The organism is Sphingobium sp. CFD-2 (assembly GCF_024611135.1).
GTDB classification, from domain to species: domain Bacteria; phylum Pseudomonadota; class Alphaproteobacteria; order Sphingomonadales; family Sphingomonadaceae; genus Sphingobium; species Sphingobium fuliginis.
Window position 1 is genome coordinate 68,412 of sequence record NZ_CP084406.1, and the last position, 12,176, is coordinate 80,587.

14 protein-coding genes are annotated in these 12,176 nt (G+C 65.9%); 1 reads left to right on the forward strand and 13 read right to left on the reverse strand.

Features of this window, described 5'->3' with window-relative positions; translation table 11 throughout:
- Positions 1–28: 28 nt before the first annotated feature.
- From LDB29_RS20600 to LDB29_RS20660, 13 genes are all read right to left on the reverse strand, one after another.
- The gene (locus LDB29_RS20600) at positions 29–793 is read right to left on the reverse strand and encodes an IS6 family transposase (protein ID WP_006949122.1); all 765 of its coding nucleotides are present in this window, start codon (positions 791–793) and stop codon (positions 29–31) included.
- Positions 790–2,790, reverse strand: a complete 2,001-nt coding sequence (locus LDB29_RS20605) for a TonB-dependent receptor (RefSeq protein ID WP_257557532.1) — start codon at positions 2,788–2,790, stop codon at positions 790–792. Before LDB29_RS20605 ends, LDB29_RS20600 begins: the two co-directional genes overlap by 4 nt.
- Before the next feature lie 64 nt (positions 2,791–2,854).
- Entirely contained in the window at positions 2,855–3,787 is a 933-nt protein-coding gene (locus LDB29_RS20610) for a catechol 2,3-dioxygenase (protein ID WP_048575933.1), read from the reverse strand.
- Complete coding sequence (locus tag LDB29_RS20615; protein WP_099186562.1) at positions 3,788–4,234, reverse strand: heme-binding protein; 447 nt, start codon at positions 4,232–4,234, stop codon at positions 3,788–3,790.
- Positions 4,231–4,578: a 2Fe-2S iron-sulfur cluster binding domain-containing protein gene (locus LDB29_RS20620; protein WP_025548035.1), complete on the reverse strand. Its 348-nt coding sequence runs from the start codon at positions 4,576–4,578 to the stop codon at positions 4,231–4,233. The genes LDB29_RS20615 and LDB29_RS20620 overlap by 4 nt, the downstream gene beginning before the upstream one ends.
- A gap of 130 nt (positions 4,579–4,708) precedes the next feature.
- A complete protein-coding gene (locus LDB29_RS20625; protein ID WP_257557537.1) occupies positions 4,709–5,134 on the reverse strand; it encodes a tautomerase family protein in 426 nt (141 codons plus the stop codon).
- A gap of 15 nt (positions 5,135–5,149) precedes the next feature.
- Positions 5,150–5,923, reverse strand: coding sequence for an SDR family oxidoreductase (locus LDB29_RS20630; RefSeq protein WP_257557539.1), 774 nt, complete (start codon positions 5,921–5,923; stop codon positions 5,150–5,152).
- A gap of 29 nt (positions 5,924–5,952) precedes the next feature.
- Positions 5,953–6,999 carry a 4-hydroxy-2-oxovalerate aldolase gene (gene dmpG, locus LDB29_RS20635; RefSeq protein ID WP_257557541.1) on the reverse strand — a complete coding sequence of 349 codons (1,047 nt, stop codon included), beginning with the start codon at positions 6,997–6,999 and terminating at the stop codon, positions 5,953–5,955.
- On the reverse strand, positions 6,996–7,889 hold the full coding sequence (locus LDB29_RS20640) for an acetaldehyde dehydrogenase (acetylating) (protein ID WP_172451731.1): 894 nt from the start codon (positions 7,887–7,889) through the stop codon (positions 6,996–6,998). Before LDB29_RS20640 ends, dmpG begins: the two co-directional genes overlap by 4 nt.
- The gene (locus LDB29_RS20645) at positions 7,886–8,089 is read right to left on the reverse strand and encodes a tautomerase family protein (RefSeq protein WP_025548043.1); all 204 of its coding nucleotides are present in this window, start codon (positions 8,087–8,089) and stop codon (positions 7,886–7,888) included. Before LDB29_RS20645 ends, LDB29_RS20640 begins: the two co-directional genes overlap by 4 nt.
- Positions 8,089–8,874 carry a 2-keto-4-pentenoate hydratase gene (locus LDB29_RS20650; protein WP_048575939.1) on the reverse strand — a complete coding sequence of 262 codons (786 nt, stop codon included), beginning with the start codon at positions 8,872–8,874 and terminating at the stop codon, positions 8,089–8,091. Before LDB29_RS20650 ends, LDB29_RS20645 begins: the two co-directional genes overlap by 1 nt.
- Entirely contained in the window at positions 8,867–9,676 is an 810-nt protein-coding gene (locus LDB29_RS20655; protein ID WP_083199059.1) for a fumarylacetoacetate hydrolase family protein, read from the reverse strand. The genes LDB29_RS20650 and LDB29_RS20655 overlap by 8 nt, the downstream gene beginning before the upstream one ends.
- Positions 9,673–11,115: a 2-hydroxymuconic semialdehyde dehydrogenase gene (locus LDB29_RS20660; RefSeq protein ID WP_257557548.1), complete on the reverse strand. Its 1,443-nt coding sequence runs from the start codon at positions 11,113–11,115 to the stop codon at positions 9,673–9,675. Before LDB29_RS20660 ends, LDB29_RS20655 begins: the two co-directional genes overlap by 4 nt.
- A gap of 121 nt (positions 11,116–11,236) precedes the next feature.
- Between LDB29_RS20660 and LDB29_RS20665 the strand changes: the two genes are divergently transcribed.
- Positions 11,237–12,163: a LysR substrate-binding domain-containing protein gene (locus LDB29_RS20665; protein ID WP_048575941.1), complete on the forward strand. Its 927-nt coding sequence runs from the start codon at positions 11,237–11,239 to the stop codon at positions 12,161–12,163.
- Positions 12,164–12,176 lie beyond the last annotated feature (13 nt).

Below are 12,176 nucleotides of genomic sequence, written 5' to 3' on the forward strand. Positions count from 1 at the left end.
GGCCGCGCGGCGTCACCCAGTTGGGGGATTAGGCAGCATTGGCGAAATGCTTATTGAGCATAATCATGGTTTCGGTCAGGGCCGAGGGTCCAATTCCGAATGCTCTTTCAACCAGGCGCACCTCCCCCATGATACCTGGCTGCAGGCACCATGCCTGGGCCTGTCCTTTGCGTAGGGCGCGCATGACCTCGAAGCCCTTGATCGTGGCGTAGGCCGTTGGCATCGACTTGAAGCCACGTACCGGCTTGATCAGCATCTTCAGCTTGCCGTGGTCGGCCTCGAGCACGTTGTTCAGATATTTCACCTGCCGGTGCTCGGTTTCCGCCGCCAGTTTGCCTTCGCGTTTCAGCTCAGCGATTGCTGCGCCGTAGCTGGGTGCCTTGTCGGTATTGAGTTTGGCCGGCTTTTCCCAGTCCTTCAGGCCACGAAGAGCTTTGCCCAGAAAGCGCTTCGCCGCTTTGGCGCTGCGTGTCGATGACAGATAGAAATCAATCGTGTCGCCCCGTTTGTCGACCGCCCGGTACAGGTAGGTCCATTTGCCCCGCACCTTTACGTAGGTCTCATCCAGACGCCAGCTCGGATCAAAGCCGCGCCGCCAGAACCAGCGGAGACGCTTCTCCATCTCCGGCGCGTAGCGCTGCACCCAGCGATAGATCGTCGTATGATCGACATCGATCCCACGCTCGGACAGCATTTCCTCGAGATCACGGTAGCTGATGCCGTATCGACAATACCAGCGCACCGCCCATAGGATGACCTCGCCGGTAAAATGCCGTCCTTTGAAATCGTTCATCGCAACTGACCTTGACAGTACATGAGCCCAATCTTGGAAACCGTGTCAGAGTTTGCAACAGAGCCCTTTTCCGGACCGAAGGTCGGCGCGGGCAGCTTGACCGGCACGCCGTTGACGACGGTGAAATTGGGCAGCGTCAGGCGCGTGGTCCAGCCGCCGCCCTTGTAGCCCGTGGCGTAGGAGGCATAGGCCATCACCCGGCGGTCGATGTGATATTCCGCGCCGATCCGGTAGGAGACATTTTCGAACGACATGCTGTTTTCGCCCAGCGGATAGACGCGGTAGATGTCGTTGGGATCGGGCAGGACGAGCGCGGGCGGCGCCTGGGTCAGGCGCAGGCCGAAGGCGTTTTCGTCCCGCTGCGTGCCGGTGAAGCGCTTGTCGTCGCGGGTATAGCGGATGCCGAGGGTCAGCCCCAGCCTGTCGGGAATGACATCGATATTGTTGTGCATGAAGGCGGCATAGGATTTGGTGTCGTAACGGTCGTTCGAGACGATCTGGATCATGCCGCCGATGAAGGGCACCCGGTCCGCGTGGCGGCCATATTCATGGAAATAATAGCCGCCCAGCACGAATTTCCAGCGGTTTTCCCAGATATTGCCGACCAGTTGCACTTCCTGCGAAAGCTGGTTTTCCCAATCCGCGAAGGTGGGCGCGAGCGCGGAGAAGGGCGCGCCGCCGATGTCGGCGCCGAATTTGGACTTCAGCCGGCGATAGGCGGTGATCGACTTGATCGTCAGCGCATCCGTCAGGTCGTAATCGATCTGGCCGTTGATGCCGTAATTGTCGATCTTGTTGTAATTGGCGCCGCTGGCGTAGCTGAGATCGGGATTGATGCTGCCGTCCGCGTTGCGGATCACATAGCGGTTGTCATAGGGCAGGTTCTGCCCCGCCTGGCTTTCCAGCGAAGGCTGGATGCCCGCCGGCGACCCGGCATTGCCGCGCACGCCCTGGCACAGGTCGGTCACGCCGGCGGCCGGCACGCCCGCCAGCGCGGCGACCGGCGCGTAGAAGGCCGGATTGCCCGAGATGCAGGTGTTGTAGAGCGCGACATAGGCATTCTGGTTGACCGCCAGCAGCGAGAAGGGCGTCGCCTGCTCATCCACGTTCAGATAGTCGCCGATCAGCCGCATGGTGAGCCTGTCATTGGGCGTGAACAGGAATTTCAGGCGCACGGCGGTCTGGTTCATGTTGCCCGACCGGTCGGGCCTGTCCTTCGCCGTCGTCGGGAAGAGGATCGCGCCGTCCGTATTGCCGTTGGCGGGGCCGCCCGACGCGCCGCCGGTCGCCAGCAGCCAGATCGGGTTGTTGCCGGTATCGCCTTCATAGGGAATGCGCTTCTGCCAGCCGTCGCGATGCTTGGTGGAGAAGGCGAGGCCCATGTGCAGCACGCCCGGCGCCAACGGCGCTTCCAGCGCGCCGCGCACGTCGATGCGATCGTAGCGGCCGGTCGTGACTTCGCCCTTCACCTTCCATTCGTCGCCCGGATCGGAGGTGACGATGTTGAGCGCGCCGCCGATGGTGTTGCGGCCGAACAGCGTGCCCTGCGGTCCTTTCAGCACTTCGACGCGCTGAAGGTCCAGCAGGTCGACATTCGCGCCGATGTTGCGGGCGAGGTAGACATTGTCGACATAGACGCCCACGCCCGGTTCCAGGTTGAAGCCGAAATCATTCTGGCCGATACCGCGGATATAGGTGAAGAGGGTCGAGCTGGACCCGCCGAACGCGCCGGAGCTTTTCAGGGTGACGTTGGGCGCCTGTCCGGAAATGCTGGCGATGTCGGTCAGCCCCTTGGACTGGAGCGCTTCCGACGTGACGGCGGAAATGGCGATCGGCACCTGCTGCGCGCTTTCGGACCGCTTCTGCGCGGTGACGACGATGTCCTGGAGGCCGACATTCTCCTGCGGCGCGGCGGCGTCCTGCGCCATCGCGGCCGATGTCGAAAGGACGAGCGCCACCGCCAGCGCGGACGCGCCGTTCGAAATTCCAGACTTCATGATAAAACTCCCCTTGTCCCTTATGTATCGGCCGCCTTGTCGCGGCCTGTCTTGTCGATGACCGTCAGGTCAGAACGTTCAGAAAACTCTCGCGCGGCATATTGTCCTGCGAGAAAGTGGCCTTGCCCAACTGGCTGGTGTCCCAGGTCAGCGTCGGCGTGTCGGGATAATGGACATAGCCGCCGGTGAAGACTTCATTGCGGTTGCCCGACGGATCGAAGAAATAGATGGTCGCGCCGCGCGTCACCCCATGGCGGTTCACCGACACGTCGACCGGGATTTCATATTTGCCGATCAGGTCGCCCGCGTGGAACAGGTCGTTCACCGAATCCAGCAGGAAGGAGACATGGTGGAAGCGGCTGCCATCCGGTTGCAGGATGAAGGCGATGTCATGCGGCTTGTTGGAGCAGGAAAGGAAGACTGCAAGCCGGGTCTCGTCCCCCTGCGTGACCAGTTCCTCGCTGACGGTGAAGCCGAATATCCCGGTGAAGATGTCCCTGTTCTCGACGATGTTGGGGCCGCCCAGCAGCACATGGTCCAGCCGCACGCAGCGGAAGCCGCGAATATAGCCTTCGTCGGGAATGGTGCCCGGGTTGCGGGTCGGCATGCCGTTGCCGATCTTCTCCTTATCGGCATAGATGTGCATGACATGGCCCGACGGCAGGGTGAAGCGGATACGCCGGCCGCTCTTGGGATACACGCCCGGCTCGACATGTTCGACGGCAAGGCCATATTCGGTCAGCGCCGCGGCGAAATGGTCGATCTCCGCATCCTCATAGGTGCGGAAGGCGAAATATTCGACGCCGGGCGCATCGGCCTTCTGCAGGACCAGCGAATACCAGTCATGCTCGTCCGCGACCTTGTAATAGAGCTTGTCGGGGTCGCCCTGATAGGTTTCGATAAGACCCATCCGCTCGCCATAGTGGCGGCGCGCGTCGTCGATGTCGAACACCCTGACGCACACTTCGCCGACCCGGAGCAATCCACGAATCGCCATTCATTCTCTCCCAGAAATATCGTCGCGCAGCATGGCCGCCAGGGCGGCTGCGGCGATGTCCTCGTCTTCCACTTCGCTGCCGCCCGACACGCCGACCGCCCCGATCAGGCGCCCCTGCATCTCGGCGGGACAGCCGCCCGGAACTTCCGTCAGGCGCGGCCGGCGCAGCAAACCGTCGCGCACCGGGCGGGGCGCCTGCTCCAGCAGCGCGCCGAAATCGCGCGTCGCCATTGCGAAGCTGGCAGCGGTATAGGCCTTGTCGATCGCCAGTTCGCCTGAACTAAGGAACGATCCCGGCATCCGCAGATAGCCCGCGAGATTGCCCGCCCCATCCACGACCGCGACGTGCACGCGGGCGCCGATCGCCTCCGCGCGGGCGCGGCCGGCGGACAGCATCCGCTCCACCGCCTGCGCCGCGGGGGCGCCGATCTCCGCAATCGCGCTCATGCGGCGCGGCCGACCGGGGCGGCGCCGAAGGATGCGCGCGGCAACGGCACGGCGCGAATGTCGCTCGACGGATAGGCGCGGCAGGCCAGGACGATGCCCGCCTGCTCATCGGCGGCGCTCACCACGGCGCGGTTCATATGCCCGGTGGAACAGCGGCCCGCCTGTATCCGGATGCGGCAGACGCCGCACCCGCCGCTGCGGCATCCCACGGCCAGCGCCTTGCGCCCGGACGCGATCATCGCCGCCAGCAGGCTCTGGTCGGCGCGGCAGGGAAAGCGCACGCCCCCTATCTCTATCTGAAACGGCGCCGCTTGGGTCAGGCCTTCAACATCGCGATCGTCCATCCGATCTCTCTCCTGCCAGTCATTCTGTTCTTTTCACCGATCATAATCATGGGGTGAATTACCGACAAATACCCTTTCCGCTCACCCGTGATACTCCATGCGTATCACCCCTGCCATCATCCGTGGCCCGTCATCCGGCGCGCAACGACGCTTCGGACGCGCGCGCCTCGCTGGCGGGAACGCCGCCGATGCTCCACAGCGCGGGGGCGACCGGCATCACCGTGCCGCGTATCAGCGACCGGTCGCAGCCCAGATGGCGTTCGACAAGGTCGGTGAACCCCGCCGCCAGGGCCTGCAACTGTTCTGTCGGGCGGCCTTCGAGGGCGATGCAGGTGAACCAGGGCGCGGGCGCCGCGCCATCGCTGACCAGCCGGCCGCCCGTCGCCCAGCGATGCGCCGGCACGCTCGTGGCGAAAGCGCGCACCCGCTCCAGGGGCGGCGGCGAAACCGTGGGATAGAGCGCCTGCACATAGAAGAACGAGGCTGCCTCCAGCAGCGCGGCGACGGCTTCTTCCGGATATTGGTCCGCCACCAGATGGAATTGCACGATGGGCATGCCGCTTCTCCTTCCTCAGGGCAGGCCGCGCCGACGGCCCGCGTCCAGCATTATCGCCGCGCCCGCCATGGCGTCCGCCTCCGCATCGAGCAGCATCGCCACGGCCCAGACGACCTGGCCCGGGGTGGTGAGCGCGCCGATGGCGGATTCGCCGCGCATCGCGTCCAGCTCGTCCGCGACCGAGCCGCCATTTTCCGACGCCCGCGCCGCCGCGACCTTGTGCAGCCGATCGGTATCGGCGGGGCCGGGGGCGACCAGATGGGCGGTGACCCCCTCCCCGCCATAGGCCCAGCTCATCTGCCGCACCACATTGGCGAGCGCCGCATTGGCGACCCCGGCGGTGGCGGCATAGGCGGTCGGCTCGAACCCGTAATGGCCGCCGATCGCGACGAGGCGGCTGTGGCGGCGCAGGCGGTCCTCCACCGCGCGCACCAGCCGGACGAAGCCGCCGACCTTGATGTTGCAGGCCTCCACCAGCGCGTCGGTGGGCGCGGCGCGAATGCCGCCCGCCACCGGCACGCCGGGCGCATGGACGACCATGGCGACCGGCCGGTCCAGCCGCGCCCGAAGCGCATCGACCGCATCGTCGGACGCGAAGTCGGCCACGACCGGCATCACCACGCCCGCGCCATGGCGATCGACCAGCGCCTCCAGCGGCTCGCGCGACCGCGCCACCGCGACGACATGCATCTTGCGCGCCACCAGCCCGGCGACGATCGCCTTGCCCAATGCGCCGCTCGCGCCGACGACCACGCAATGGGCGCCGAAATTCCTGCCCGGAACGGACATGCTCTTCACTCCGATCTGAAAACCGGGCGTCAGGCCGAAATCAGCCCGCGCTCCTTCGCCATGGTGAGGGCGGTATCCTCTATCATGTCCTCCTGCCCGCCGATCATCTTCAGGCGGCCCAGTTCGACCAGCAGGTCGCGGGCGGGCAGGCCATATTTGCGCTCGCAATCCTTGGCCGCGTAGAGGAAGGTGGAATAGACCCCGGCATAGCCCAGCGTCAGGCTGTCCCGGTCGGCGCGCGGGGGCTTCGCCATCATCGGCAGCACCCGCTCCTCCGCGACGTCCATCAGGCGGAAGGTGTCGACGCCCGTTTCCACCCCCATCCGCTCGCACACGGCGGCGAATACCTCGAGCGGGGTGTTGCCGGCGCCAGCGCCGAAACCGGCGGCGGACCCGTCGATCCGGCTGGCGCCCGCCGCCACGGCGGCCAGCGAATTGGCGATCCCAAGGCCAAGATTGTGATGGCCGTGGAACCCGATCTCCGTCTCCGCCTGCAACGCGCCCTTCAACGCGCCGATCCGCGCCGTCACGTCTTCGGGCAGCATGTAGCCGGCGCTGTCGACGCAATAGACGGTCGTCGCGCCATAGCCTTCCATCAGCAGCGCCTGTTCGACCAGCGTTTCGACCGAGGTCATGTGCGCCATCATCAGGAAGCCCACGGTGTCGAGCCCCAGCTTCCGGCCGAGGCCGATATGCTGTTCGGTCACGTCCGCCTCCGTGCAGTGGGACGCGACATGGACGCAGCCCGCGCCGCAATCCGCCGCCATGCGCAGTTCGTCCAGCGTGCCGATGCCCGGCACATGCAGCACCGACACGGTGGCGTTCTTCATGCGGGACGCGACGGCGGTGATATAGTCGCGGTCGCTATGCGCGCCGCGCCCATAGTTGAGCGACGAACCGCCCAGCCCATCGCCATGCGTCACCTGCAACAGGGGCACGCCCGCCTCGTCCAGCCCGGTCGAGATGGCGATCATCTGGTCCAGGCTGATCTGGTGCCGCATCGAATGCATGCCGTCGCGCAGGCACATGTCATGCAGCTTGACCTTCCGGCCCTTGATCTGCGCCGTCGTCGTCATTGCACGCTCTCCATCATCTCCTGCGCGAACATCTCGCCCGTGCGCGCGGCGGCGGCGGTCATGATGTCCAGATTGCCCGCATATCGGGGCAGGAAGTCGCCCAGCCCCTCAACCTCCAGGAAGATGGAGACCTTGCGCCCCTCGAAGGTCGGCCCGTTCTTCAGCCGATAGCCCGGCACATAGCGCTGCACCTGCGCGATCATCTCTTGCACGGAAGCGGCGATCGCGTCCCGGTCCGGCTCGTCGGCGGTCTCGCAATAGACGGTGTCGCGCATCATCAGCGGCGGTTCGGCGGGATTGACGACGACGATCGCCTTGCCCTTCGCCGCGCCGCCGACCTTCTCGATCGCGGCGGAGGTGGTGCGGGTGAATTCGTCGATATTCTTGCGGGTGCCGGGGCCGATCGACCTTGACGCCACCGTCGCGATGATCTCCGCATAGTCGACCGGCTGGACGCGGCTGACCGCGTTCACCATCGGGATCGTCGCCTGACCCGCGCAGGTCACCATGTTGACGTTGACCGCGCCGTCGCGCGCCTGCTGCGCCAGGTTGACCGCCGGCACGCAAAGCGGACCGATGGCCGCCGGCGTCAGGTCGATCATCAGCACGCCCAGCTCGTTCAGCTTGCGGCTGTTTTCGGCATGGACATAGGCCGACGTCGCGTCGAACGCGATCTTCACGCCGTCCCTCGCGACATGCGGCACCAGGCCGTCGACGCCCGCATCGGTGGTCTTCAGCCCCAGCTCCCGCGCCCGCGCCAGCCCTTCGGACGCCGGATCGACGCCGACCATCCAGACCGGCTCCAGCCGGTCGGAACGCAGCAGCTTGTAGAGCAGGTCGGTGCCGATATTGCCCGGCCCGATGATGGCGCATTTCACTTTGGTCATCAACTTTGTCCCTGCTGCGCCTTTTCGCCGAACGTCACGCCGGCGACGGCATAATGGTCCAAGGGGGTTTCGTTCAGGATCACGCGCACCTGGTCGGGACGCACGTCCATGGTTTCGACCGTCGCCCTGGTGAGGGCGCGGATGAAGGCCCATTTCTTTTCCATCGAGCGGCCTTCGCCTATGACCACGGATATAATCGGCATCAGTCTATCCTCACATTGATGCTGCCCATGTCCTGAAAGCGGGCGCATACGATGTCGCCTTTCGCGATCGGCATCGCTTCCGTCGCGGCGCCGGTCAGCACCACCGATCCGGCGGGCAATATCCGCCCCCGCTCATGGAGCCAGGCGACCAGCATCTGCACGGCGCGGGCGGGATGGCCCAGCACCGCGCCCGAACAGGCCAGCGCCGCCGCCTCGCCGTTGATTTCCAGCACGATGCCGATGGTCGCGGGGTCGACATCATCGGGCCGCCGCATCCGCCCGCCCATGACGAAGCGCGCGCTGGAGCCATTGTCCGCGACGACGCTCGGCAGGTCGAACCTGAACTTCTCGAACCGGCTGTCGAGGATCTCGATGGCGGGCTGGATGAAGTCCGTCGCGGCATGGACCTGATCGATGGAAACGTCCGGCCCGGACAGGTCGCGGGCCATGACATAGGCGATTTCCCCCTCGACGCGCGGATGGATCAGCCCGGCGGTCGGCACCACGCCGCCTTCCGCATCGCATGTGTCGCGCATCAGCAGGCCGAAGCTCGGCACGTCGACGCCCATCTGGATCATCTTGGCCCGCGAGGTGAGACCGGCCTTGTAGCCGATCAGCGCCCGGCCCCGCGCCTGCCAGCGGCGCAGGCATTCGTCCTGCACGGCATAGCCGTCATCGACGGTCATGCCCGGATAATCGTCGGTCAGCTTCGCGATGGTGTGGCGGTTCGACTGGGCGCCGTCCACCCGGTTCGCCAGTTCGGCAATGGCTGCTGCATCAAGCATCGGCGGTCCTCCGGCCGAAGGTCAGGGAACAATCGCCGATCCCGCCGATGCGCATGGCGATATGGTCGCCCTCGCCCACCGGGAACATCGGCCCCAGCGCGCCGGACAGGATCACCTCCCCGGCCAGGAAGGGCATGTCGAGCCGGCCCAGCGTGTTGGCTAGCCAGGCGACCGCATTGGCGGGCGAACCCTGCACGGCCGCGCCCACGCCCACGGCCACCTGCTCGCCATTGCGCTCCGCCCACATGCCGGCCAGCGCCAGATCCACGTCGCGCGGATCGATCTTCTCGCGACCCAGCGCATAGACGCCGCAGGAGGCGTTGTCGGCCACCGTGTCCTGGATGCGGATGTCCCAGTTCGTGATGCGGCTGTCGACGATCTCGAAACAGGCGCGGACATGGTCCGTCGCCGCAAGCACGTCCGCCGCCGTGACGCCCGGGCCTTTCAGGTCGCGTTTCAGGACGAAGGCGATCTCCGCCTCCGCCTTGGGCTGGATCAGTGCTTCGATGGGGACGGTCGCGCCATCGTCATAGGCCATGGCGCTGGTCAATATGCCGAAGTCCGGTTCGAACACGCCGATGGCGTTCTGCACGGCCCGGGAGGTGACGCCGATCTTCTTGCCGACCACCGTCTCGCCCGCGGCGACGCGCCGCCCGATCATGCGGGCCTGGATGTGGTAGGCATCGACGATGGTGATGCCCGGCACCCGGTCCCGCAGATTGGGGACGGTCGCGCCGGCGACCAGCGCCTCGTACAGTTCGTCGCCGTGCCGGGCGATGGCGGCCGCGTCCAGCACGGTCACAGCTTCACGCAGATGTTGCGCAGCTCGGTATAGAATTCGAGGCTGTGGACCCCGCCTTCCCGGCCGATGCCGCTATGCCCGGTGCCGCCGAAGGGCGTGCGCAGGTCGCGCAGGAACCAGCTGTTGACCCAGGTGATGCCCACGTCGACCTCCGCCGCGACGCGGTGCGCGCGCGACAGGTCCCGCGTGAAGATGGCGGTGGAAAGGCCGTAATCGGTCGCATTGGCGACAGCGATGGCCTCCTCCTCGCTGTCGAAGGGACGGATGTGGCAGCAGGGACCGAAAATCTCCTCGTTCCAGACCGACGCCTCTTCCGCCAGGCCGGTCCAGATCGTCGGCTGCACCCAATGGCCGCCCGAAAGTTCGTCGGGCATGGTCGGCACGCCGCCGCCGGTCACGACATTCGCGCCCTCCTCCACGGCCTTCGCATAATAGGACAGCACCTTTTCGCGGTGCTCGGCGGAGATGAGCGGGCCCAGGGTCGCGCCGGGCCTGAGCGCCTCCGCCTTTTCCTTGAGACCCGCGACCAGCGCCTCGAACAGCGGCCGCTCGACCAGCACCCGCTCGGTGCCCAGGCACACCTGCCCGCAATTGAGGAAGACGGATCGGCCCAGCGCCTCCAGCGTCACGTCGAGATCGGCGTCGGCGAACACGATCGCGCTGTTCTTGCCGCCCAATTCGAAGGACACGTCGCGCAGGCCATGCGCCGCCGCCTGCATGATGGCGGTGCCGGTGCGCGTCTCCCCCGTGAAGGTGATCGCGTCGACGCCCGGATGCTGGGTCAGATATCCGCCCGCGCTGTCCGGGCCGAAGCCGTGGACGACATTATAGACGCCCGCGGCCACGCCCGCATCGTTCATCACCTCGCCCAGCAGGGTCGCGGTGCCCGGCGTCTCCTCCGACGGCTTCACGATCACGCTGTTGCCGCAGGCGAGCGCCGGCGCGACCTTCCACGTCATCAGCAGCAGCGGCGCGTTCCATGGACAGATGACGCCGATCACCCCCTTGGGCTTGCGGATCGCATAGTTGAGCGCGCCCCGCCCGTCCGGGGTCGGCGTCTGGAAGCTCTCGGTCGCGACATTCTTCACGACGTCGGCGAAGATCCGGAAATTGGCCGCGCCGCGCGGGATGAAGGCATGTTCCATCATCGACCGGGGCTGGCCGGTATCGGCCATTTCCGCCGCCACGAAATCGTCGAAGCGCCGGACGATGCCGTCCGCGACGGCCCGCATCAGGTCGGACCGATCGTCCACCGTCAGCCTTGCCCAGGGGCCCTTCTGCGCCGCCCGCGCCGCCTGCACCGCCAGGTCGATTTCGGCGCGGCCGCCCTCATGCACATGGCCGATCAGCGCTCCGTCGCTGGGCCGATATTTGGGGAAAGTCCTGCCGGACGTTCCCTGCGTGAAGGTTCCGTCGATGAAATGCTGGAAATGCGCCAACTGTCCTCTCCATGTCGTCGCCTGACCTTCTAACGAAGGATAGCCTTACCCAATAATACTGTTTTATACGCTTTGAGATACCTGTAAGGCATATCTCGAACGGCATCGAAAGGCGCAAGACATGTTCGCGAACCGCATCGACATCCGCCACCTGCGCTATTTCGTGGAGACCGTGCGCCATGGCAGCATCCGGGGCGCATCCCAGGAACTCCATCTGTCCCAGCCGCCGCTGACCCGCCAGATCCAGTATCTGGAGGAAGTGCTGGGCGTGTCCCTGCTGGTGCGCAAGCGTCATGGCGTCGAACCCACCGCCGCCGGGCAGGCCCTCTATACGGAGGCGGTCAACATCCTGAACCTGGTGGAGCAGGCCTGCGCCACGACGCAACTGATCGGTCAGGGCGCGCTCGGCCGGCTGGACGTGGGCGTGTTCGGGTCCGCCGTGCTCGACATCGTGCCGCGCATCGTGCTCGATTTCCGAAAGCGCTATCCCAATGTCGAGGTGATCCTGCACAATATGGACCGCGACACACAGGTGAAGGCGTTGCAGGAACGGCGGATCGCCATCGGCTTCAACCGATTCTTCCTGGAATATCCCGGACTGCAATGGGAAACCGTGGTGCACGAGCCGATGATCATCGCCATGCCGCGCAACCACCGGCTGGCGGGCCGCGCATCCATCGCCCTGTCGGACCTGGCGGGGGAACCGATGATCTTCTATCCCCGCGCCAGCCAGTCGGGCGGGTTCAGCAATTTCCTGCTGCGCGCCTTTCACGACCTCAACATCGAGCCCAATGTCGTGCAGACGGTCGACGACGTGGTGACGGCCGTCGCCTTCGTGTCGAGCGGCGTGGGACTGGCGGCGGCGGTGGAATCGGCGCGGACGCTGCAATTGCCGGACGTGGTCTATGTGCCGCTGGCCGAAGATGACGGTCCGGCCGCGTTCGACCTGTGCATGATCTACCGTTCCGGCGACGAATCGCCGCTGATCGACGGTTTCCGGCAGGCGGTGAAGACGGTGACGGAACGGCCGTCCGACCACGGCCGTTGATTTCCGGCGGGGC

Coding starts and splice junctions, on each gene's coding strand:
- LDB29_RS20625 (WP_257557537.1), bottom strand. CDS start 5,134: ATGCCCATCGTGCAATTCCATCTGGTGGCGGACCAATATCCGGAAGAA.
- LDB29_RS20605 (WP_257557532.1), bottom strand. CDS start 2,790: ATGAAGTCTGGAATTTCGAACGGCGCGTCCGCGCTGGCGGTGGCGCTC.
- dmpG (WP_257557541.1), bottom strand. CDS start 6,999: ATGACGACGACGGCGCAGATCAAGGGCCGGAAGGTCAAGCTGCATGAC.
- LDB29_RS20600 (WP_006949122.1), bottom strand. CDS start 793: ATGAACGATTTCAAAGGACGGCATTTTACCGGCGAGGTCATCCTATGG.
- LDB29_RS20650 (WP_048575939.1), bottom strand. CDS start 8,874: ATGCTTGATGCAGCAGCCATTGCCGAACTGGCGAACCGGGTGGACGGC.
- LDB29_RS20620 (WP_025548035.1), bottom strand. CDS start 4,578: ATGGACGATCGCGATGTTGAAGGCCTGACCCAAGCGGCGCCGTTTCAG.
- LDB29_RS20645 (WP_025548043.1), bottom strand. CDS start 8,089: ATGCCGATTATATCCGTGGTCATAGGCGAAGGCCGCTCGATGGAAAAG.
- LDB29_RS20615 (WP_099186562.1), bottom strand. CDS start 4,234: ATGAGCGCGATTGCGGAGATCGGCGCCCCCGCGGCGCAGGCGGTGGAG.
- LDB29_RS20610 (WP_048575933.1), bottom strand. CDS start 3,787: ATGGCGATTCGTGGATTGCTCCGGGTCGGCGAAGTGTGCGTCAGGGTG.
- LDB29_RS20665 (WP_048575941.1), top strand. CDS start 11,237: ATGTTCGCGAACCGCATCGACATCCGCCACCTGCGCTATTTCGTGGAG.
- LDB29_RS20630 (WP_257557539.1), bottom strand. CDS start 5,923: ATGTCCGTTCCGGGCAGGAATTTCGGCGCCCATTGCGTGGTCGTCGGC.